Genomic DNA, 21,565 nt, shown 5'->3' with positions numbered 1-21,565 from the left:
CTTGGTGTTGAATACGGATCCGATGCGCCGGGAGATACCCCGGCATTATTTTTCTGTTGCCCTGAGGATGCGTTGCACGCTGGAGATGCTGATCCCAGCCTGCCTCGCGATCTCGGCCCTGGGTAACCCGCGCTTGGCCAGCGCCTGCACCTCGCGCCCTTTGGCCATCGCGGTGGGCTTGCGGCCCTTGTAGGCCCCACGCCGCTTGGCAAGCTCAATCCCCTCGGCTTGGCGCTCTAGCATCAACTCCCGCTCGAAGGTGGCGATGGCGCCGATCATGGTCAGCATCAACTTGCCGGTCGGGGTTGAGGTGTCGATCCCCAGGTTCAAGATGCGCAGGGCCACCTGCCGCTGTTGCAGGGACTCCGATATTTCCAACAGGTGACGGGTATTGCGCGCCAAGCGATCCAGCTTGGTCACCATCACCACATCCCCCTCATTCACACAATCCAACAGCAGGGCGAGTTGGGGCCGGTCATCGCTGGCGCCGCTCACCTTCTCTTGGAAAATCTTGCTGCACTCGGCCAGCGCTTGAAGCTGGGTATCCAGGCTCTGGCCTACCGTGCTCACGCGTGCATAACCTACCAGTGCCATGGTCTCCTCCCGGTCAATAGGGCAAGCCCTAGTGACACTCACGAAATAGGCACCTTTGTCATTTTCAGAAGACGACTGCACCAGTTGATTGGGCATAATGGCTGTTGTGCAGCCAGCTCCTGACAGTTCAATATCAGAAGTGATCTGCACCAATCTCGACTATGCTCAATACTCGTGTGCACCAAAGCGAGGTGAGCATGGCGACGGACACCCCACGGATTCCAGAACAAGGCGTGGCCACTCTGCCTGATGAGGCTTGGGAGCGTGCGCGCCGTCGTGCGGAGATCATCGGCCCGTTGGCGCAGTCGGAGACGGTCGGGCACGAAGCGGCCGATATGGCGGCTCAGGCGCTGGGCTTGTCTCGGCGGCAGGTGTACGTTCTGATCCGGCGTGCCCGGCAAGGCAGCGGCCTCGTGACGGATCTGGTGCCCGGCCAGTCCGGTGGAGGTAAAGGCAAGGGGCGCTTGCCGGAACCGGTCGAGCGCGTCATCCACGAGCTACTGCAAAAGCGGTTCCTGACCAAGCAGAAGCGCAGCCTAGCGGCCTTTCACCGCGAAGTCACTCAGGTGTGCAAGGCTCAAAAACTGCGAGTGCCGGCGCGCAATACCGTGGCCTTACGGATCGCTAGCCTTGACCCGCGCAAGGTCATTCGCCGACGGGAAGGCCAGGATGCCGCTCGTGACCTACAAGGTGTTGGCGGCGAGCCTCCTGCCGTGACCGCGCCGCTGGAGCAGGTGCAGATAGACCATACGGTCATCGACCTGATCGTAGTCGATGAGCGCGACCGGCAACCGATTGGCCGCCCGTACCTGACCCTAGCCATCGACGTGTTCACCCGCTGCGTGCTCGGTATGGTCGTCACGCTGGAAGCGCCGTCTGCCGTCTCGGTCGGTCTGTGCCTGGCGCATATCGCCTGCGACAAGCGTCCCTGGCTGGAAGGGCTGAACGTGGAAATGGACTGGCCGATGAGCGGCAAGCCCATACTGCTTTACTTGGACAACGCGGCCGAGTTCAAGAGCGAAGCGCTGCGCCGTGGCTGCGAGCAGCATGGCATCCGGCTGGACTATCGCCCGCTGGGACAGCCCCACTATGGGGGCATCGTGGAACGGATCATCGGCACGGCGATGCAGATGATTCACGACGAACTGCCGGGAACGACCTTCTCCAACCCTGACCAGCGCGGCGACTACGATTCCGAAAACAAGGCCGCCCTGACGCTGCGCGAGCTAGAGCGCTGGCTCACATTGGCGGTCGGCACCTACCACGGTTCGGTGCACAACGGCCTGCTCCAACCGCCGGCCGCGCGCTGGGCCGAGGCCGTGGCGCGTGCCGGCGTACCGGCCGTCGTCACTCGCGCCACAGCTTTTCTGGTCGATTTTCTGCCCATCCTCCGCCGCACCCTGACCCGCACTGGCTTCGTCATCGACCACATCCACTACTACGCTGACGCGCTCAAACCGTGGATCGCTCGGCGCGACCGTTTACCCGCCTTCCTGATCCGGCGCGACCAGCGCGACATCAGCCGCATCTGGGTGCTGGAACCGGAGGGGCAGCACTACCTGGAAATTCCCTACCGTACCTTGTCACATCCGGCTGTCACCTTGTGGGAACAACGGCAGGCGCTGGCGAAACTGCGGCAGCAAGGGCGCGAACAGGTGGATGAGTCGGCGCTGTTCCGCATGATCGGCCAGATGCGTGAGATTGTGACCAGCGCGCAGAAGGCCACACGCAAGGCGCGGCGTGACGCGGATCGCCGCCAGCATCTCAAGACATCAGCTCGGCCGGACAAGCCCGTTCCGCCGGATACGGATATTGCCGACCCGCAGGCAGACAACTTGCCGCCCGCCAAACCGTTCGACCAGATTGAGGAGTGGTAGCCGTGGACCAATATCCCATCATCGACCTGTCCCACCTGCTGCCGGCGGCGCAGGGGCTGGCTCGGCTGCCGGCGGACGAGCGCATCCAGCGCCTTCGCGCCGACCGCTGGATCGGCTATCCGCGCGCGGTCGAGGCGCTGAACCGGCTGGAAGCCCTTTATGCGTGGCCAAACAAGCAACGCATGCCCAACCTGCTGCTGGTCGGCCCGACCAACAATGGCAAGTCGATGATCGTCGAGAAGTTCCGCCGCACCCACCCGGCCAGCTCCGACGCCGACTAGGAGTACATCCCAGTGTTGGTCGTGCAGATGCCGTCCGAGCCGTCCGTGATCCGCTTCTACGTCGCGCTGCTCGCCGCGATGGGCGCGCCGCTGCGCCCACGCCCACGGTTGCCGGAAATGGAGCAACTGGCTCTGGCACTGCTGCGCAAGGTCGGTGTGCGTATGCTGGTGATCGACGAACTGCACAACGTCCTGGCCGGCAATAGCGTCAACCGCCGGGAATTTCTCAACCTGCTGCGCTTTCTCGGCAACGAGCTGCGCATTCCGCTGGCCGGGGTCGGCACACGCGACGCCTATCTGGTCATCCGTTCGGACGATCAGTTGGAGAACCGGTTCGAGCCGATGCTGCTGCCGGTATGGGAGGCCAACGACGATTGCTGCTCACTGCTGGCCAGCTTCGCGGCTTCGCTCCCGCTACGGCGACCTTCGTCGATTGCCACGCTGGATATGGCCCGCTACCTGCTCACGCGTAGCGAGGGCACCATTGGCGAGTTGGCACACCTGTTGATGGCAGCGGCCGTCGCCGCCGTGGAGAGCGGAGAGGAAGCGATCAACCACCGCACGCTCGGCATGGCCGATTACACCGGACCCAGCGAGCGGCGTCGGCAATTCGAGCGGGAACTGATGTGAAGCCAGCGCTGCGCTGGCCATTGCATCCGGCTCCCAGGGAAGGCGAAGCCCTGTCTTCGTGGCTCAACCGCGTGGCCCTTTGCTATCACATGGAACTGTCCGAGCTGCTGGAGCACGATCTTGGCTACGGTCAGGTCGATGACTTGGACACTGCGCCACCACTGTCGCTGCTGACGATGCTCTCCCAGCGGAGCGGCATCGAGCTGGACCGGCTGCGCTGTATGAGTTTCGCCGGATGGGTGCCTTGGCTACTGGACAGCCTTGATGACAAGATTCCAGACGCCTTGGAAACCTATGCATTTCAGCTCTCGGTGCTGCTGCCAAGACTCCGCCGAAAGACACGATCCATCACGAGCTGGCGTGCCTGGCTGCCCGGCCAGCCGATACACCGCGCCTGTCCGCTCTGCCTAAACGATCCAGAGAACCAAGCCGTACTGCTCGCTTGGAAGCTGCCCCTGATGCTGAGCTGCCCGCTGCATGGCTGCTGGCTGGAATCCTATTGGGGAGTGCCTGGGCGGTTTCTCGGCTGGGAGAACGCCGACGCCGAACCGCGCACCGCCAGCGACGCGATTGCGGCGATGGATCAGCGTACCTGGCAGGCACTGACGACCGGTCACGTGGAGCTGCCGCGCCGACGCATCCACGCCGGATTGTGGTTTCGACTTCTTCGCACGCTGCTCGATGAGCTGAACACCCCGCTTTCCGCGTGCGGAACCTGCGCGGGGTATCTCCGCCAAGTCTGGGAAGGCTGCGGGCATCCGCTGCGTGCTGGGCAAAGTTTGTGGCGACCGTATGAAACCTTGAACCCGGTAATACGGTTACAGATGCTGGAGGCGGCGGCAACGGCAATCAGCTTGATTGAGGTGAGGGACATCAGCCCGCCAGGCGAGCAGGCAAAGCTGTTCTGGTCAGAACCCCAAACAGGTTTCACCAGTGGCCTGCCGACGAAAACGCCGAAGCCCGAACCCATCAATCACTGGCAGCGTGCAGTCCAGGCCATCGACGAGGCCATCATTGAAGCGCGGCACAACCCCGAGACGGCACGCTCACTGTTCGCGTTGGCTTCCTATGGTAGGCGCGACCCCGCTTCCCTGGAACAGTTGCGCGCCACCTTCGCGAAGGAAGGTATCCCCGCGGAATTTCTGTCACATTATGAGCCTGACGGACCCTTTGCGTGTCTTAGACAGAATGACGGGTTAAGTGACGAATTTTGACGGCCTGAGCTTTCCGGCACACAATGTCACATAATCGAACGTATACGTGACGGGTGAAAAGGTGCTGATCGGCTACATGCGGGTATCGAAGGCGGACGGATCCCAGTCCACCAATTTGCAACGCGATGCGCTCATCGCCGCTGGTGTGAGCCTTGCGCACCTTTACGAGGATCTGGCCTCGGGCAGGCGCGATGATCGCCCAGGGTTGGCTGCTTGCCTGAAGGCGCTTCGTGAAGGGGACACGCTGATCGTGTGGAAGCTCGATCGGCTTGGCCGTGATCTGCGCCACCTGATCAACACCGTGCACGACCTAACTGCGCGTAGCGTGGGCCTGAAGGTCCTGACCGGTCACGGTGCGGCGGTCGACACGACGACTGCCGCCGGCAAGCTTGTGTTCGGTATTTTTGCCGCGCTGGCCGAGTTCGAGCGTGAGTTGATTTCCGAGCGAACAGTCGCTGGACTTATCTCGGCGCGCGCTCGCGGCAGGAAAGGGGGGCGCCCCTTCAAGATGACCGCCGCCAAGCTACGCCTGGCGATGGCCAGCATGGGGCAACCGGAAACCAAGGTGGGCGATCTCTGCGAAGAACTCGGGATTACCCGGCAGACGCTCTACCGGCACGTGTCGCCCAAGGGCGAACTGCGGCCAGACGGCGTAAAGCTGCTCTCCCTCGGTTCAGCCGCATAAATGGAGGCGACCTGGAACGGGGCGCTGTTCAGTGCGGCAACGATCCGATTACCGGTGTCGACCCGGACCAGCCAGTCGCTGACACAACGGCTGAAGGGCTTTGTCCTGCAGGAACCGGCCGTTCGCGAGCGACATTCTTTCCGCTCGCAACTGTATCGGATGTATGACGGACGCCCCTTCCATTGAACAGAATGGCGGTGTTCATTCGATTTCGGACTCGATGTCCGTGTTACGCCACTCGAGAGGCAATTCCGACTGGGCACAGTACCGAGCGTCAAGAGCGACGACGTCCTGCTCCTTGGCCAAGAAGCGGGAGTCATTATCAAGTATGTATTGCAGATGCCGAGTCTCCGGCGCGTCCCCCTGGAAATCGGCGCACTCTTCTTCCACGCGATAAGTGGCTGGACCGGTCTGCTCGATACGCTTGAACTCGCAGAAATACCGCGCTCCGCCGATGCCATTCCGTCTCAGAAGCAAGAGGGTGGCGTTCGAGGCTTTGGCGCAAGGCGTATCGCTGGCGACGTAGTAGCCGCGCTGCAGCGGGAGGACAGCCACCTGCCGGAGGCTTTGCGCTGTCGTTGCGCGGACGTCTCGGGAGGCTTGGAGCTCAGGCGAAGGATTGCACGCTGCACTCAGGAGGCATAGCAGGATGATCCGGCACTGAGCCCACTTTGCCCTCGTGACGGACGTCTGGAGGGTACCAGGCGCCTTGCTCATGATGCCGGCATGGCCAAGTTCAACGCCTTGCCGATCTCAGTGGCAACGCCCTTGGCAGTGACCTCATCCAGTCCGGCAGCGAGCACATAAGCCTTTCCGGCAGCTTCGACTTCAACCCGATACGCCACCTCGGCAAGTGCTCGCCGACCCGCCAGCCCCATCGTGACGCCGGTGGGAATGCCTTGATTCGCGTCGTAAACGATCTCGACGCCCCCAGCGAACTTGTTCCTGATGCGCAGGTCATGAATGTCGTCCTTACGCAAGAAGGTTCCGTCGGTCTCAATGCCTTCTGGATTCACGCGAAAACGGCGAGGTGCCGTGGGATTGCCACCCCGGTGGTCCTGCAGCAAGACCAGCCATGTCAGCAAAGCGAAGATCAAGCCCAGGACCCACAGGTAAGCCATTCCACTTCCCACGACGCCTGCGCCCAGGATGATCGAGAGCACGGCAGGAAACCAGAGAATGGGCGGCGCAGCGGGAACAACTGTCAACTGCAGCCAAGCGCCATCTTCCTGTTTGACATACTCGGCCGCATTCTTCGAGGAGGCGCGGAAACGCCGGTATGCAAAGAACAACAAAATTGCGGCGAACGCATATTTGACGGCAGCTTCTCCGAGGGATCTAGGACTGGCCAGCAGCAGAAACCAAAGGCCTGCAACACCATAGATGACTGCAATGACTCGATTCATAGTTCTCCCTTCCTTCGCAACCGAATAGAGATTCCGCACGAGGACGTCGAACGCGAAAATTACCTGAAAGATGTCATAAAGTCAGCATCTCGAATTCTCAAGGCACCGGCTCGTCCTCAATCTGAGCGAAGCTGCCGTTCGAGTGACGACGCTACAGACAGGCCGACCGGCAGCAGTTGGCCGGCAGCAGCCCGTCGTTGCCTGATGGATCCAACCCCTCCGCTGCTATAGTGCAGTCGGCTTCTGACGTTCAGTGCAGCCGTCTTCTGAAAACGACAGCGCGACACAGTAAATCAAGGCATTGCGGTTCTCGAAAATAGTTCTTGAAAGGCTATTCTCGCCCCCTTAGCATTGCAATGAGTTTCGATAAGAAAGGATACCCATGCGACCGTCCGTTGTGCTCGACATGAAACGAAGTGCAGTGCGCGAAGCAGTAAGCCGTTTTCGCACGGCGAACCCGCGCGTCTTCGGATCGGTGCTGCATGGTACTGACCGCGATGGCAGCGACCTCGATCTACTGGTCGATGCGCTGCCGGGTGCCACGTTGTTGGACTTGGGCGATCTGCAAGACGACCTGGAATCCTTGCTTGGCGTTCCCGTCGATTTGCTGACGCCCGGCGATCTGCCGCCGAAGTTTCGGGCCAAGGTACTCGCGGAAGCGCAATCGGTATGAGCGAGAACCACCGACTGCCCGACTACCTCGATCACATCCAGCAGGCAGCAACCGATGCGTGCAGCTTCGTGGAAGGGCTGACCAAAGACGACTTCCTGGCCGACAAGCGCACCCAGCAGGCTGTCATCATGAGCCTGATCATCATCGGTGAGGCCGCTACGAAAGTGATGGAGGGCTACGCCGGCTTTATCCAGGCGCACCCCGATGTGCCGTGGCGCAGCATGCGCAACATGCGTAATCGCATGGCCCACGGCTATTTCGCCATCAATCTCGATGTGGTGTGGGAGACGGTACAAGAATGGCTGCCGGCGTTGCAGAAACAACTGCCTGCCGTGCGCCAGGACGCCGACGATGAAGCCCTTCACAGCGAAGTCAGCCGTGTCACGAGTGTCATCAAGGACATTGCGGACCAGACCAACCTGCTGGCGCTCAATGCAGCCATCGAAGCCGCTCGCGCCGGAGAAACCGGGCGCGGCTTTGCCGTGGTGGCCGACGAAGTGCGCAAACTTGCCGAGCGAACCGCCAGAGCGACACAGGAAATCGGACAAATGACGCAGAGTATACAAAACGAAACCCAACACGCGGTCGACGGCAACTCACCCCAAGGCTGTGGAAGCAACACTTCGCGGCCAATCCGCTTCGATCCGATCTCCACCCGCGCTCGAAGTAGGCAAGAACGCCGCTCGGTTACCGCTTACGTTGCTGCTGGCCACCCTGATTGCCTCCAAGAGACGGACCGCCGAAGTGGTCGAGATCGTGGCCACAGTCAAGCTGCTCCGCCGGTCGGAAAGAAGCTGGTAACATTTGTCACCTTTCCCAGAGTGACGCTCATGCGGCCGATCCGATGTCTTGCCTTCCTGGTCCTGTCGTTGGTCTTTGCTGGGTGTGGTGAGGGTGTCGATCGAGAACCCGCGGTCGCAATCTCCACATCCCCGCCCCCCGTTGTAAAGCCGCGAGTGGCGTTGGTCATGAAAACGCTGACCAATCCGTTCTTCGTTGAGATGGAGAAGGGTGCGCGCAAGGCGGAGATTGAGCTCGGCATTGAACTGATCGTCAAGACGGCAGCGCAGGAAACCTCATTCGAACAGCAGGTTTCGATCGTCGAAGATCTAGTTCAGAACAAGCGGGCCGATGCGCTCGTGATCGCCCCTGCGAATGCACACCATCTGATTCCTGCGGTGCGAAAGGCGCGTGATGCGGGTATTCCGGTGGTGATTATCGATGCCCGCCTGGATGCCACCCAACTCGCAGTGGCGGATCTCGCCGGCCTGCCCTTTATCAGCGTGGACAACGAGAAGGGGGCCTATCTCGCGGTCAAGGCGCTGAGCGCAGGGATTGAAGTGCCGACCACGGCAGCCATTCTCGAAGGCATTCGTAGTGCCGAGAATGCGCAGGCGCGCAAGCAAGGTGCGGAGCGTGCGTTTTCAGAGAACACGGCGATCCGAGTGGTTGCCAGTGAAACCGCCAACTGGAAGATCGATGAGGCCTATGAGGTAACCAGGAAAATGTTCGAGCTGCATCCGGGCATCGGCCTGCTGTTCGCCGCCAACGACATGATGGCACTGGGGGCCTTGCGATACTTGAGCGACAATGGGCTGAGCTCGGTCAAGGTGGCCGGTTTCGACGCCTTGCCCGAAATCCGGACCATGGTCGATCAGGGCAAGCTAGCGGTTACCGTCGACCAGCGCTCGGCGGAGCAAGGTTATCAAGGTGTTCTGTATGCGATTCGCCTGCTCAAGGGCGAAAAAGTGCCATCAGAAACGCTGATCGATGTGGCGCTGGTCAGCGCGCCGAAGTAGGCCCGGGATTGCGTTTGAACATCATGACGATCAAATTCGCCGCTCCCTTGGCGGAGTCGGCCCGTTGCTCATGGGTGGGGGGCGGATGCGGCTGAACCTCACCCAGCGCTTCATTGTCTACCTGATTGTGCTTAGCATCCTGCCACTGTTGGTGGTGGGCTTATCGGCGATACACCTGTCGAACCAGGCTCTGGAACATGAGACGCGCAGCAGTGCGATTCAACAGGCTCACGACAAGGCTGCCCTGCTCAACGGGCAGATGGCGCAGATCGAAGCATTGATCGCTAACATCAGCGGGGTTGAGCAGATTGTCGAGGCGGTCTCGGCTGAGCCGCCCGATGGCGATGTGTTCACGCGCCTGGCCACCCAGGCGCAGATCGGCTACGTGCTCAACAATTACATCAACCTGGACGGCCTTGTCTCCATCGACATTTTTACCTTGGGGGGTAGTCACTACCACGTCGGCGACACCCTGGTTTCAAATAACCTGGATGTAACGGTGCGCGAACAGTTGATCGCAGAGACCCTGGCCGCTCCCAGCCGGATACATTGGGCAGGTGTGCAGGCCAACCTCAATCGTGACTCCGCCCACCGCCAGGTGGTAACGGTAGCCCGAGTGATTCGCCGTTTCGATCTGGCGACTTCGCGCGAGGTCCCGGTCGCCTTGCTGCTGATCAACTACGACCCACACCAGATTCGCCGCGAGTTCAGCAAAGCAGGCGTTAGCGAAGATCGCCTGCTGATCGTGTTGGACGGGCGTGATCGCCTCGTATATCACCCCGATCCAGCACGCCTCGGCTCGCACGCAGAACCAGCGTTGATTGCCCAGCTGGCCGAAGCACACAGCGCGACGGTAACGATCAATGCTGCAAGTGGAGTACTCATTAGTCAAGTCGCCCTGCACGCTCCCGGCTGGCGACTTGCGATCTTGGTTCCGGAAGAAACGCGGTATCGCTCAGCGCAGGCCATTGGACGGACCACCACCGTGGCGATGCTGGTGTCGCTCCTTATCGTGGGCGTGGGGGCGGTCTTGTTCGCGCGCCGGGTGGTGCAACCGATTCGTGATGTTGCCAGACGCTTCGGGCAACTACGCGACCTGCCCGATGCCGAATTGCTGCCGCTGGCGCCGCGCGGCGATGACGAGATCGGCAATCTCTCGCGCGGGTTCAATGCCTTTCTGGATGGTTTGAATGTCCGGCGTCAATCCGACGCAAAGCTCCAACTCGCAGCAAGCGTATTCAGCCACGCCCGTGAAGGTATCGTTATCACCGATGCCGATGGCCACATTATCGAGGTCAACGACGCCTTCACCCGTATCACCGGCTATCCCCGAAACGAGGTACTCGGCCGCAACCCCCGCATCCTCAGCTCCGGGCGCCATGATCGAGCTTTCTATGACGAGATGTGGCGTGATCTGCGCACCCGAGGGTACTGGGAGGGGGAGGTCTGGAATATGCGCAAGTCCGGACAGGAGTACGCCCAGTCACTCGCAATCGCGGCCGTGCGCGGGAGCGATCAGCAGACCTCCCACTATGTGGCGCTGTTCTCGGACATCACGCGGCAAAAGGACAATGAGCAGCAGCTCAGGCATATCGCGCACTTCGATCCGCTCACCGGCCTTCCCAACCGGGTGCTGCTGGCCGATCGCCTCGAGCAGGCCATCGTACGGGTAAGGCGCAGCGGCCTGCCGCTGGCACTGGCTTATATCGATCTGGATGGGTTCAAGTCAGTAAATGATGTACATGGCCATGACGTCGGCGATCAACTGTTGGTGACCCTTGCCGCGCGCATGAAGGATTGCCTGCGCGAGGGCGATACCGTCGCCCGCCTGGGTGGCGACGAGTTCGTCGCCGTACTTGCCGATCTGAGCAATCAGAGTACAGCGAAGGATCTGATCGATCGATTGCTGTCCGTCATCGCCCAACCGGTAAAGGTGGATGGCGTGGTCGTTCAGGTTTCCGGCAGCATCGGGATTTCCCACTACCCGCAAAGTGATGATGTCGATCCCGATCAGTTGCTGCGCCAGGCGGACCAAGCGATGTACCAGGCCAAGGTCGCGGGCAAGAACCGTTACCATATTTTTGACACCGCACGGGATGCAAGTCTGCGCGGTCAGCACGAGCACCTGGAGAGCATCCGGGAGGGATTAATCAAGAACGAGTTCGTGCTTCACTACCAGCCCAAGGTCAACATGCGCAGCGGCGAGGTGATCGGAGCCGAGGCCCTGATCCGGTGGCAACACCCGGATCAGGGCCTGCTTGCACCCGTGGAGTTTCTGCCGCCGATCGCACAACATCCGCTGGAAGTGGAACTGGGACGCTGGGTGATCGACACTGCGCTGACCCAGATCGCGGCATGGCAGGACGCGGGAGTCGATTTACCGGTTAGCGTGAACATCTCCGGCTTTCATCTGCAGCAGGCCGGTTTTCTGGATGAACTGCGAGCCCTGCTGGCAGCGCACCCGAACGTGCCGCGCGGCTATCTTGAGCTAGAAGTGCTGGAGAGTAGCGCTCTCGAAGACATCGCCCTGGTCTCCGCGGTTATCGATGCATCCGCGACGCTCGGAGTCAGTTTTGCGCTCGATGATTTTGGCACCGGTTATTCGTCGCTCACCTATCTCAAGCGCCTGCCGGCGCAAGTGCTCAAGATCGATCAGAGCTTCGTTCGCGACATGCTGCAGGACTCGGACGACCTCGCTATTCTAGAAGGAATACTGGGGCTGGCCACCGCCTTTCGGCGCAGGGCGATTGCCGAGGGGGTGGAGACGGTGGCGCACGGCGAAACCCTGCTGCGGCTCGGCTGCGATCTGGGCCAGGGCTATGGCATCGCCCGACCGATGGCGGCGGCCGATCTGCCTGCGTGGCGCCAGCGTTGGCGCCCCGACCCACGATGGGCGCATGCACACTGCCTCGACCGCGAGCTGATGCCGGTGCTGATTGCCGGTGTCGAGCATCGAGGCTGGATTGTTGCCCTGGGGGAACACCTCGATGGCAGGCGCGACGCGCCGCCGCCACTCGATCATCATCAATGCCGATTCGGCCAGTGGCTCGACAAGACCATCCATCAGCCGCGCCACGCCGCAACCTTCGCCACCATTGAAACCTTACATCTCCGGGTACACGCGCTGGCCGCCGACTTGCTCAAGCGGCGTTCGCAGGGTCACGATGTCGAAGCTTTGGCCGGTATGGCGGAACTTCACGCACTCTGGGACGCGCTGCTGGTCCACCTCGAATACCTGTTGAAGGACGATCCGCGCAGCCTGGCGCCGTCGTCTGGAGGCGGATCAAACTGTCGATAGAGAATCCCCCCTGAATCGCCCCGGGTTTGGTGGAGTCGGCACCGGTCGTAGCTTCCGGACACTTAAAGACCGTCAATCTCCGTGCGGTTCCGCCCCCGCTGCTTGGCTTGATACAGCGCCGCATCGGCTGCGGCCAGTAACAGGAATAGCTGTCATTTTCAGAAGACGACTGCACCAGACAACGCGGTTTGAAGGCTGTTGTGCAGTCGTCTATTGAACGAACAGTATCAGGAGTCCGCTGCACGAATGATGACCTCAAGCCGGTTCTGGTCGCGCTGGCGACCGATCAGCCCCTGGATGTGCGATACCGCGACCACGATCTTTCCGGCGATTGGGCGGGCTACCGCGAATGCCACATCAAGCCCGACCTGCTGCTGATCTACCGCAAGTCCGACGCCGACACCCTGCGACTGGCGCGGCTTGGCTCCCATAGCGAGCTGTTCGGCTGATGCCAGTCGCCTTGTCCGCCAAACGATCATTAGGCGGCCAAACCGGACGCCTGTCCGAAAACATCTTGCGCAACGGGATGACGGACAATAAGATAGGCGGACGGTATAACGGACAAATGGGCGGAAATGGCACTCATCGGCTATGCGCGGGTATCGACGGCGGAACAGGACACCGCCTTGCAGACGGATGCGCTGCGCAATGCAGGCTGCGAACGGGTTTTCGAGGACACGGCATCCGGGGCCAAGGCAGACCGGCCCGGCTTGGCCGATGCGCTGGCTTATCTGCGCGATGGCGATGTGCTGGTCGTCTGGCGGCTGGATCGGCTTGGCCGCTCCCTGCCGCACCTGATTGAGACGGTCGGCAAGCTGGAAGCACGGGGCGTCGGCTTCCGCTCGTTGACTGAAAACATCGACACCACCACGCCGGGCGGACGGCTCATCTTCCATGTGTTCGGTGCGCTGGGCCAGTTCGAGCGCGACCTGATCCGCGAGCGCACCAAGGCCGGGTTGACCGCTGCCGCCGCACGCGGGCGCAAAGGCGGACGCAAGCCGGTTGTCACTGCCGACAAGTTGCAACGAGCGCGGGAGCTTGTCGCCAACGGCTTGAATGTCCGCGAGGCCGCCGCACGCCTCAAGGTAGGAAAAACCGCTCTCTACGCTGCCTTGCAGGCGGCCAGTTCTGGCAGTGCAGCCGACTCCTGATATTTCGTGCAGTCGCCTTCTGAAAACGACAACCTTTTTCAGCTATTTCCCACCCTTTTCAGGTCAATAAGGTCTCTTTGAGGCTTTTGACCTGGGGTGTCAGTGTACCTTGATCTATTGACTCAAAACTAGCGATGGGGATAAGAACGGGGCTGTTTTGTGACAGACGCCCCGTCATGAGGTCGTAGCCAGATGTACCGCTACGAGTTGATTTGAAAGGGGTTATCGCGATTCCCGACTCTGAGCGTCGGGAATCGCGGGCTCAGGCGCGAGAGAGTGAAGGATCCGCGCCTTTGCCCAGCTTGTTGGTCAGGGGGGAGGAACGAGGGCGGAGACGTGCTGGCGTCGCTTCCGTTGCCATCGGCGGTGAGGCAGATTGTGCCTCTGTCGTCTCAGTCTCCGGGTAGAACTCCTCCAGCAACAGCGGCACCTCTTCATCCACCTCCTCGAACTGGCCGTTGCGCAGTAGCGCCCGTGCCACCGCTTCCATCTCGCTGATCGTCATCCCTGCCTCCTCGTCCTGCATCGCTTCCTGCCGTGCTTGACCGACCGCCTCGGTCAGCGTCAGCTCGTCGCGCAGGGTCAGGTCCACGTAGTAGACCGGGGTGCGGTAGGACTGGGTGGTGCTCTTGGCCCGCAGCCGCAACGTCAGCGGCAGATAGCGGGTCAGGCCGCCACTCACCGCCTCCAGGTACTTGAGCCGCGCCGCCAGAGTGCGCACCGAGTTGTAGCCGGTGGTGCGAAAGATAAAGCTGCCGAGTTCGTCCCCCTGTCCCTCCACAAACAGGTTCAGTCGCCCATACAGCTTGCAGCCCTGTTGCTGACCGTAGGGGCAGCGTTCCGGGCCGGGACAACCGACCTCTTCCATCCCCTGTGCGCCGACGCGTCTCGCCACCTCCCCATTGCCGACACACAGTGGCCGTCCGGTCTGCCGGTCGAAGGCGCTGTATTCGGCCCGCAGGTTCAGGTCGCTGTCGTTGAACAGCACTCGCACCGGAATGGCGCGGATCTTGGTCTGCTCCTGTCCTTGGCCACTCTTTTGCGATGAGTAGTGTTGGTGCAGGGGATGGAGCAACCATCCCCCTTTTTGTTGTATCTGGGTGGTGAGGGTGAAGCTGTCGTCCTTCTCCGGTACCCACTTATCCTGTTTTTGCACCAGCTTGCCGATGCAGATCCGCCCGATCACGGGCGGGGTTATCGCCAGTCCTTTGATCATGGTGTTTGCCTCAAGGGTTGAATGGTGAAACGGCGCACGCCGGGCACCGGTTTGACGTAACGGGTGAGCAGGTCGGGATGATCTTGCCCGAGCTTATCCAGATCCGGCGCCAGCCGGTCTTTGCTGCGCTTCCAGGTGATCTTGCCATCGGCAAACAGCCCGGCTGTCGCTTCACCCAAGGTCGCTTGCAGCCGCTGTTTGAGTTGTGACTCTTGTTGCTCGACAGCTTCCTTTTGCTGACGCAAGCGCAGTAGCTCCCCAAACAGCTGGTTGAACTCGGGAGAATCGGAGAGATCCACAGTCTGGCCATCGTCACGCGGAAACAGCCAGCTCAGGGCATTGGCGGCATCACTGGAGCCGTCAGGCTCAGGCTGCTGGTCTTGTTGCACCATCTGCCAGAACTGCGCTTCCCGCTCGGTGAGATCCTGGATCTTCTCCTCATCGCGCTCGATGCGGTAAATCCGAAAATCCTGGCCGCCGATCAGCACTGCTACCTCAGCCCAGGCATGGCCAGTGACGGCTAGTTGATGGAGTACCTGACACTGGTAAGCAACCGGCACACCTTCCTCCCACTGGGGGGCGCTGTGATAGCTGGCGGTCTTGATCTCCAGAATGCCCGGCCCATCGGGATGGCCGACCACCTCCCGATCGAGGTTGGCGAGCATGAAGGGTTGCTCGGGATGTTGCAGTACTGCATTGACTCGGCGTACACGAAAGCCGGTGCGTTTGGCATAGACCTGCGCCAGCACAGGTTCCAGCTCAATGCCCCACAGCACAGCTTCCTTATGGGAGATATCCTCCGGCTCCTTGCGGCCGGTCTTCTCCAGCCACAGGCTGAGCGGGCATTTGTAGGGGGATAGTCCCACTGCCACGGCGGCATCGGAGGAGCCAATGCCAAGTTTGCGGATAGCGAGCCACTGCTCGCGGGTTAATTGGGTAGTGGAGGCCAGCCGTAAGGCTTGGCCATATTTTGCTTTCATGACGACTCCTTGTTGACGGCATAAATGGCGACGCCCGGATTGGCTTGCGCCAGTCCGGGTGAGGTCGTTATGCGGTTTGAATGGGGAAGCGGAATTACTGCAGCAGAGTGAGTGCCTGATTCAGGGCTTGGGATTTGAGTTGGGCACCCTGACCGAACCAAGCGGAATCGAGCCGGTGATCCTGGCTGCGAGCACGGCGGTGGTGATCCACGTATTCGGTGACCGCATTGACCAGCCCCCAGGCGGTATTGCGGGAGCTCGTAAGTTCTGAGCCCATGCCTACGCCCTGATAGAGCTCATGCAGCCGTTGTACCGGCTTGGTGAGAATGATGTTCTCCTCATCGAGCGGTTGCGCCAACAGATCGCTGAAAAAGCGCAGCGCCTCTTCGGGGGCGACGGGCCGCTGTGCCAGCGCCTTGGTCTGTGCCTTGAACTCATCCCAATGAGACAGCCCCAGCCCGAGCGACTCTTTGACTGTCGCCGCATCGAACTGAGTGGAGTGGGGCACCTTGATGGCGCTGGTAGCGCCGCGCAGTGCCATCTGCAGGGTGTTGTTGCAGACTACTCGCAGCGAGGTGAACTGTGCCGTGGTGCAGAGTGTGCCGTCGCAGCTGGTCGCCAACAGCAGATAGGACTTTACCAAGTCATTGCCTTTGAGTTTTAGATCCTGCCCGGTCTTAGCCAGTGCCCACAGCTTGCGGCCGCCTTTGAGTGAGCCTGCGGTCTCCAGCTCAAAGCCACCGGCTTCCACCAGATCTTGATAGAAGTGCAGCACCTCGTGAGGCTGTACCACGTTGTAGCGGCTTGAGACCACCGACAGGGGGGCGAGGGTATCGGAGCGATACAGCACCTTGCTGTCGCTGTAGGGGCGGATATGCAGTGCATCGGAGGCGACGTTAAACATCACGTCGCTCTGCTCGATGGTCCAATCCATCCCGGCTGCCTGTAGCCAGATATCGAGGGATTGTTGCGGGGGCAAGATATTACCAAGGCCGTGCCAAGGTGTTTGGCCGGTGTAGGCCATCGTATCGATCAGGTGAGCCATGAGAAATCTCCAATGAAAAAGGGACTGTACAGAGCAGTCCCTTGGGTAGGTTCATGGAGATAACATATACCTGTAAATTAATGTAATAAGACGCATTCATCTTTAGGGGGTAAGTACATTCAGGACGGAGCTGGATCAGAAAGTGAAGTTCAGGGGGGTAATGATGAACAAAAGCGGGGTATGGGGAGGGGTATAGAGCTAAAAAGCACAAATGGTTAGCTTCTGAGTTAAGCTAACCCTTTGTTTTATCTGGTGCCGGTAATAGGAGTCGAACCTACGACCTTCGCATTACGAATGCGCTGCTCTACCAACTGAGCTATACCGGCGTGTCACTAGATTCCCGAAAACAGCAGGACAAGTCAATGAGCTGTACTCAGTTTTATGAGTGGGCTCATGGAGTTACGGTCAATGTTAGAGGTCGGCGAACTCCGGAATATGGGCCCGGCCGCGGCTTTCGAGAAAATCGAGCAACGCACGGGGGGAGCGTGCCAGGATCCGCTCTGCCGGGAAGCCGGCCTCGGTGACCAGTCGGTGGCAGTGCTCGAAATCCCCGAGGCTGAAGGCCACGTGGGAGTCGGAGCCGAAGGTGAGGTAGGCGCCCATGTCCCGCGCCGCCTCGACGATGGCGCGGCAGTTGCCTTCACTGCCCGGGCGGGAGTGGCTGAAGGAGGAGTTGTTGAGCTCCAGCGCCACCCGATACTCTGCCGCTGCCTTGACCACGGCCTGGATATCGATGGGGAAGGCGGGATTGCCGGGGTGGCTTATCATGTCGACCCGGCCGCTCTTGATGGCGTTGATCATGGCCTGAGTGTGGGTGGCCTGATCGCAAGGGGGGAACACCGGCTCGTGAAAGCCCGCCATGATCATGTCGAGCCGCGATTCGTAGCGCTCGGGGAAGTCGATCTCGCCATCGATGTTCTTGATGTTTGCTTCGATACCGCGCAGGATGCCGACCCCGTCGACCACCCGTGGCAACACGTGCAGATTGACGAAGTGCCAGAAGTGGGGGGCATCGGCCATGTCGGGGCCATGATCCGTGGTGGCGAACAGCTTGATCCCCTTTGCCTTGGCGATGGGCAGGTAGTCGTGAATGGTGCTGTAGGCGTGGGTGCTGGCGACGGTGTGGGTGTGGGTATCGACCGTGTACTTCATCTTATCTTCCCCTCTGGCGTGAGGCGCCAGCATAGCAAAGGCGGCGGGTCGAGACCATGTCGTGGCTTGTCATACTTTGTCACAAATTGGGGGCTGGCTGACAAAGTTTGAACACGCTTGGCGGTCATGATGGCGTCATCGATGAAAGCCTGAACTCGCATCGATGGGTTGGATCAGGATGGTGCAACCTCATTTCCCCGCCGTCGCGCCCTGCGACGGTTTTTTTTGCCTGTTTGCCAGCGCGCTGCGCGGTTACCGGGCAAAAAAATGCCCAACTAGCATGGAGCAGGTTGGGCGAGACTTAATGTTTAATTGCAGTGGCATAGATATAGAGTCCGATTCGTCCGTGAAGTTCCCGCCTTGTTCCCCACTTTCAACAAAAACATTTCACTAACACCCGTTCACATTCTCTTGACACAAAAGGTTGTGAAACGTACTTTTTAAACATTCGTTTAAGTGAGGTGTCCTGTGAGTAAAATCGATACCAAAAACCGCATTCTCGATGCCGCTGAGGTGTTGTTTGCCGAACGGGGGTTCGCCGATACCTCTTTGCGTCTGATCACCAGCGAGGCCGATGTCAACCTGGCATCGGTGAACTACCACTTCGGCTCCAAGAAGGAGCTGATCCAGGCGGTGCTCGATCGCTATCTGAGCCTGTTCATGCCCGAGCTGGATGCACGCCTGCATACCCTGATGGCGCAAGAGCAGCTGACCCTGTTGCAGGTGTTCGAGAGCTTCGTCGACCCGCTGATGAAGCTGGTGGCGGTGCGCACCAACGGCCCGGCCATCTTCATGCAGCTGCTGGGTCGCGGCTACATCGACAGCCAGGGCCACCTGCGCCGCTTCATCACTGCCCACTACGGCCCCATTTTGCAACGGATCACCCAGGCCATCTCCAAGGCCAACCCGGCCTTGTCGCCGGCGGATCTGTTCTGGCGGCTGCACTTCACCCTGGGCACCGTCGTGTTCACCATGGCCTCGGCCGATGCGCTGCGCGACATCGCCCAGGCCGATTTCGGCCAGCAGCTCGATGTGGAGGGGCTGGTACGCAACGTCATTCCTTATCTGGCGTCCGGTGTCGGGGCGCCCGTGGAGTCGACCAGGCTCTCCCTGGCCGTGTAACAACCAACAATAAATCAACGGAAACAGTGAAATAGAAGGAACTTGAGTATGATCACATTGCTTATCCTGCTGGTGCTGGCGATAGCCGTCGTGCTCGGCGTGCCCTCCATCCGTAAAAAGGTGGTCACCCGCCCGGTGTTCGGCATCTTCAAGAAGATACTGCCGCCTTTGTCGGCCACCGAGCGGGAGGCCATGGAAGCCGGCTCCGTCTGGTGGGATGGGGAGCTGTTTCGCGGCAACCCCGACTGGAAAAAACTGCACGGCTACGGTAAAGCCGAGCTGACCGCAGAGGAGCAGGCCTTCATCGACAACCAGGTCGAAACCCTGCTCGCCATGGTCGACGACTTCAAGATCGTCAACGAGACCAAAGACCTGCCGGAGCCGGTCTGGGACTATCTGAAGAAGGAAGGTTTCTTCTCCCTGATCATCCCGAAATCCTATGGCGGCCGTGAATTCTCGGCAATCGCCAACTCCACCATCGTCACCCGCATTGCCACCAAGAGCCTGAGCGTGGCGGTCACCGTCATGGTGCCGAACTCCCTGGGCCCGGGCGAACTGCTGATGCACTACGGCACCCAGGCCCAGAAAGATTTCTGGCTGCCGGGGCTGGCCAATGGCAAAGAGGTGCCCTGCTTCGCCCTGACTGGGCCGGAAGCGGGCTCCGATGCTGGCGCCATCCCGGACAAGGGGATCGTCTGCAAGGGGATGCACAAGGGTGAAGAGGTGCTGGGTATTCGCCTCAACTGGAACAAGCGTTACATCACCCTGGCCCCCCGTGCCACCGTGCTGGGCTTGGCGTTCAAACTCTATGACCCGGAAAAACTGCTGGGTGACAAGGAAGAGCTCGGCATCACCTGCGCGCTCATCCCCACCAGCCATCCCGGCGTGCGCGTTGGCGATCGCCACTACCCCATGGGGTTGGCGTTCCTGAACGGCCCGACCTTCGGCAAGGATGTGTTCATTCCACTCGACTGGATCATCGGCGGCCCGGATTACGCCGGCCGTGGCTGGCGCATGCTGGTGGAGTGCCTCTCCGCCGGTCGCGGCATCTCGCTGCCAGCCCTTGGCACCGCCTGTGGTCACATGGCGAGCCGCACCGTGGGCGCCTACTCCTACGTGCGCAAGCAGTTCGGCATGTCCATCGGCAAGTTTGAAGGGGTGCAGGAAGCGCTGGCCCGTATCGGCGGCCTCACCTATCAGCTGGAAGGGGCCCGCCGCATGACCGCAGGTTCGCTGGACTTGGGTCAGGCTCCGGCCATCGTGACCGCGATTTCCAAGTACCACATGACCGAAATGGCGCGCCAGATCATGGATGACTCCATGGACATCCACGCCGGCCGTGCCATCCAGCTGGGCCCGAAAAACTACACCGGCTACGCCTACATGGGTATTCCGGTGGCCATCACGGTGGAAGGGGCCAACATCCTGACCCGCAACCTGATGATCTTCGGGCAAGGGGCCACCCGCTGCCACCCGTACGTGTTTGCCGAGCTGGAAGCGGCGGCCGATACCGACGTGGAGCGCGGTCTCGAGAAGTTTGACGCCCTGCTGATGAAGCACATCGCCTTTGGTGCCGGCAACTTCTTCGGTTCCCTGTTCCAGGGGCTGACCCTGGGCCAGTTCAACGGCTCCCCGGTGAGCGGTGAGACCGCCCGCTACTACAAGCAGCTGTCGCGCATGAGTAAAGGGCTGGCGCTGTGCGCCGACGTCTCCATGCTGATGCTGGGTGGCGATCTCAAGCGCAAGGAGATGATCTCCGCCCGTCTGGGTGACGTGCTGAGCCACCTCTACCTGGCCTCCGCCACCCTCAAGCACTACGAGGATCAGGGCCGCATGGTCTCCGATCTGCCGTTCGTGCAGTACGCGGTGGAGCGCAACCTCTACCTGATTGGCAAGGCGTTCGAGGGCTTCTTCCAGAACTTCCCGAACAAGGTGGTGGGTGCCGTACTCAAGCGGGTGGTGTTCCCGTTCGGCGTCGGTTACAAGATGCCGGCAGACGATCGTTGCCACGCCATCTGTCTGGCCATGATGAAACCGGGCGAGTTCCGCGACCGTCTGACGGCGCTGTGCTACGTCGGTAAAGACGAGGCGGATCCGGTCGGCCTGATGGAGCGCGCCTTCCAGGCCATGGTCTCGGTGCAGCCCTACGAGAAGAAACTGGTGCAGGCCCAGAAAGAGGGCAAGCTGCCCCGCAAACTGGCGCTGCCGGAGCTGGTTGCCGCTGCCCTGTCTCAATCCATCCTGAGCAAGGACGAGGCGGACAAGCTGCTGGCCGCCGATGCTCTGCGCTACGAGGCGATCCAGGTGGACAACTTCGCCCCGGGCGAGCTGGAGGGGTTATCCCAGCAAAATCCGGTGGTGCACGCCGCCTGAGAGAGCACTCACTCCTGAACCTGAAACCGGCCGTCATGGCCGGTTTTTTTGTTTGTTAATCCTGCATTT

Annotated in this window: 16 protein-coding genes, 1 tRNA gene and 2 pseudogenes; 12 read left to right on the top strand and 7 right to left on the bottom strand. The window is 60.7% G+C overall.

The features are described 5' to 3' along the window. Window positions 1-45: 45 nt before the first annotated feature. The gene (locus tag PG899_RS19690; protein WP_223917169.1) at window positions 46-594 is read right to left on the bottom strand and encodes a recombinase family protein; all 549 of its coding nucleotides are present in this window, start codon (window positions 592-594) and stop codon (window positions 46-48) included. Between the two features lie 197 nt (window positions 595-791). Between PG899_RS19690 and PG899_RS19680 the strand changes: the two genes are divergently transcribed. From PG899_RS19680 to PG899_RS19665, 4 genes and pseudogenes are all read left to right on the top strand, one after another. Continuing rightward, window positions 792-2,471, top strand: a complete 1,680-nt coding sequence (locus PG899_RS19680; protein ID WP_043851131.1) for a Mu transposase C-terminal domain-containing protein — start codon at window positions 792-794, stop codon at window positions 2,469-2,471. Further along, a pseudogene (locus PG899_RS19675) lies at window positions 2,465-3,382 on the top strand (TniB family NTP-binding protein). Before PG899_RS19680 ends, PG899_RS19675 begins: the two are co-directional and overlap by 7 nt. Further along, complete coding sequence (locus tag PG899_RS19670; protein WP_043851121.1) at window positions 3,379-4,596, top strand: TniQ family protein; 1,218 nt, start codon at window positions 3,379-3,381, stop codon at window positions 4,594-4,596. The pseudogene PG899_RS19675 and the gene PG899_RS19670 overlap by 4 nt, the downstream one beginning before the upstream one ends. 46 nt (window positions 4,597-4,642) lie before the next feature. Continuing rightward, window positions 4,643-5,281: a recombinase family protein gene (locus PG899_RS19665; protein ID WP_003830791.1), complete on the top strand. Its 639-nt coding sequence runs from the start codon at window positions 4,643-4,645 to the stop codon at window positions 5,279-5,281. 713 nt (window positions 5,282-5,994) lie between these two features. Here PG899_RS19665 and PG899_RS19660 read toward each other — a convergent pair. Beyond that, the gene (locus PG899_RS19660) at window positions 5,995-6,687 is read right to left on the bottom strand and encodes a hypothetical protein (RefSeq protein WP_043851120.1); all 693 of its coding nucleotides are present in this window, start codon (window positions 6,685-6,687) and stop codon (window positions 5,995-5,997) included. Between the two features lie 382 nt (window positions 6,688-7,069). Between PG899_RS19660 and PG899_RS19655 the strand changes: the two genes are divergently transcribed. The 6 genes and pseudogenes from PG899_RS19655 to PG899_RS19625 all read left to right on the top strand — a co-directional run bounded on the left by PG899_RS19655 (window position 7,070) and on the right by PG899_RS19625 (window position 13,608). Next, window positions 7,070-7,360 (top strand): nucleotidyltransferase family protein, encoded by a 291-nt coding sequence (locus tag PG899_RS19655; RefSeq protein ID WP_043851119.1) that lies wholly within the window; start codon window positions 7,070-7,072, stop codon window positions 7,358-7,360. Then, a pseudogene (locus tag PG899_RS24315) lies at window positions 7,357-7,887 on the top strand (methyl-accepting chemotaxis protein); the annotation flags it as partial. The gene PG899_RS19655 and the pseudogene PG899_RS24315, both read left to right, overlap by 4 nt. 303 nt (window positions 7,888-8,190) lie before the next feature. Continuing rightward, window positions 8,191-9,159: a substrate-binding domain-containing protein gene (locus PG899_RS19640; protein WP_043851129.1), complete on the top strand. Its 969-nt coding sequence runs from the start codon at window positions 8,191-8,193 to the stop codon at window positions 9,157-9,159. 85 nt (window positions 9,160-9,244) lie between these two features. After that, entirely contained in the window at window positions 9,245-12,457 is a 3,213-nt protein-coding gene (locus tag PG899_RS19635; protein WP_270697582.1) for an EAL domain-containing protein, read from the top strand. A 200-nt stretch (window positions 12,458-12,657) separates the two neighbouring features. Beyond that, a complete protein-coding gene (locus PG899_RS19630) occupies window positions 12,658-12,906 on the top strand; it encodes a type II toxin-antitoxin system YafQ family toxin (protein WP_012585400.1) in 249 nt (82 codons plus the stop codon). 126 nt (window positions 12,907-13,032) lie between these two features. Then, on the top strand, window positions 13,033-13,608 hold the full coding sequence (locus PG899_RS19625) for a recombinase family protein (RefSeq protein ID WP_001173919.1): 576 nt from the start codon (window positions 13,033-13,035) through the stop codon (window positions 13,606-13,608). Between the two features lie 262 nt (window positions 13,609-13,870). Here the strand turns inward: PG899_RS19625 and PG899_RS19620 are convergent, their stop codons facing one another. The 5 genes from PG899_RS19620 to PG899_RS19600 all read right to left on the bottom strand — a co-directional run bounded on the left by PG899_RS19620 (window position 13,871) and on the right by PG899_RS19600 (window position 18,001). Then, window positions 13,871-14,824, bottom strand: coding sequence for a recombination directionality factor (locus PG899_RS19620; protein ID WP_182939012.1), 954 nt, complete (start codon window positions 14,822-14,824; stop codon window positions 13,871-13,873). Then, window positions 14,821-15,804, bottom strand: coding sequence for a YqaJ viral recombinase family nuclease (locus tag PG899_RS19615; protein ID WP_223917371.1), 984 nt, complete (start codon window positions 15,802-15,804; stop codon window positions 14,821-14,823). The genes PG899_RS19620 and PG899_RS19615 overlap by 4 nt, the downstream gene beginning before the upstream one ends. Window positions 15,805-15,898: 94 nt before the next feature. Then, window positions 15,899-16,849 carry a DUF932 domain-containing protein gene (locus tag PG899_RS19610; RefSeq protein WP_223917369.1) on the bottom strand — a complete coding sequence of 317 codons (951 nt, stop codon included), beginning with the start codon at window positions 16,847-16,849 and terminating at the stop codon, window positions 15,899-15,901. A gap of 250 nt (window positions 16,850-17,099) precedes the next feature. Continuing rightward, window positions 17,100-17,175 (bottom strand) — tRNA-Thr (locus PG899_RS19605). Window positions 17,176-17,260: 85 nt separating this feature from the next. After that, entirely contained in the window at window positions 17,261-18,001 is a 741-nt protein-coding gene (locus PG899_RS19600) for a phosphatase (protein WP_011705251.1), read from the bottom strand. Between the two features lie 468 nt (window positions 18,002-18,469). On the opposite strand from PG899_RS19600, the gene PG899_RS19595 reads away from it, so the two are divergent. Then, window positions 18,470-19,123: a TetR/AcrR family transcriptional regulator gene (locus tag PG899_RS19595; protein WP_011705252.1), complete on the top strand. Its 654-nt coding sequence runs from the start codon at window positions 18,470-18,472 to the stop codon at window positions 19,121-19,123. A gap of 48 nt (window positions 19,124-19,171) precedes the next feature. Beyond that, window positions 19,172-21,496 carry an acyl-CoA dehydrogenase gene (locus PG899_RS19590; protein WP_077096044.1) on the top strand — a complete coding sequence of 775 codons (2,325 nt, stop codon included), beginning with the start codon at window positions 19,172-19,174 and terminating at the stop codon, window positions 21,494-21,496. Window positions 21,497-21,565: the final 69 nt, after the last annotated feature.

The sequence above is a fragment of the Aeromonas sp. QDB39 genome (genome assembly GCF_027707585.1).
GTDB classification, from domain to species: domain Bacteria; phylum Pseudomonadota; class Gammaproteobacteria; order Enterobacterales; family Aeromonadaceae; genus Aeromonas; species Aeromonas hydrophila.
The sequence above is the reverse complement of the archived record's forward strand: the minus strand, read 5'-3'. Positions and strand labels throughout refer to the sequence as shown.

Coding starts and splice junctions, on each gene's coding strand:
- PG899_RS19690 (WP_223917169.1), bottom strand. CDS start 594: ATGGCACTGGTAGGTTATGCACGCGTGAGCACGGTAGGCCAGAGCCTG.
- PG899_RS19680 (WP_043851131.1), top strand. CDS start 792: ATGGCGACGGACACCCCACGGATTCCAGAACAAGGCGTGGCCACTCTG.
- PG899_RS19660 (WP_043851120.1), bottom strand. CDS start 6,687: ATGAATCGAGTCATTGCAGTCATCTATGGTGTTGCAGGCCTTTGGTTT.
- PG899_RS19655 (WP_043851119.1), top strand. CDS start 7,070: ATGCGACCGTCCGTTGTGCTCGACATGAAACGAAGTGCAGTGCGCGAA.
- PG899_RS19640 (WP_043851129.1), top strand. CDS start 8,191: ATGCGGCCGATCCGATGTCTTGCCTTCCTGGTCCTGTCGTTGGTCTTT.
- PG899_RS19635 (WP_270697582.1), top strand. CDS start 9,245: ATGCGGCTGAACCTCACCCAGCGCTTCATTGTCTACCTGATTGTGCTT.
- PG899_RS19625 (WP_001173919.1), top strand. CDS start 13,033: ATGGCACTCATCGGCTATGCGCGGGTATCGACGGCGGAACAGGACACC.
- PG899_RS19620 (WP_182939012.1), bottom strand. CDS start 14,824: ATGATCAAAGGACTGGCGATAACCCCGCCCGTGATCGGGCGGATCTGC.
- PG899_RS19615 (WP_223917371.1), bottom strand. CDS start 15,804: ATGAAAGCAAAATATGGCCAAGCCTTACGGCTGGCCTCCACTACCCAA.
- PG899_RS19610 (WP_223917369.1), bottom strand. CDS start 16,849: ATGGCTCACCTGATCGATACGATGGCCTACACCGGCCAAACACCTTGG.
- PG899_RS19600 (WP_011705251.1), bottom strand. CDS start 18,001: ATGAAGTACACGGTCGATACCCACACCCACACCGTCGCCAGCACCCAC.
- PG899_RS19590 (WP_077096044.1), top strand. CDS start 19,172: ATGATCACATTGCTTATCCTGCTGGTGCTGGCGATAGCCGTCGTGCTC.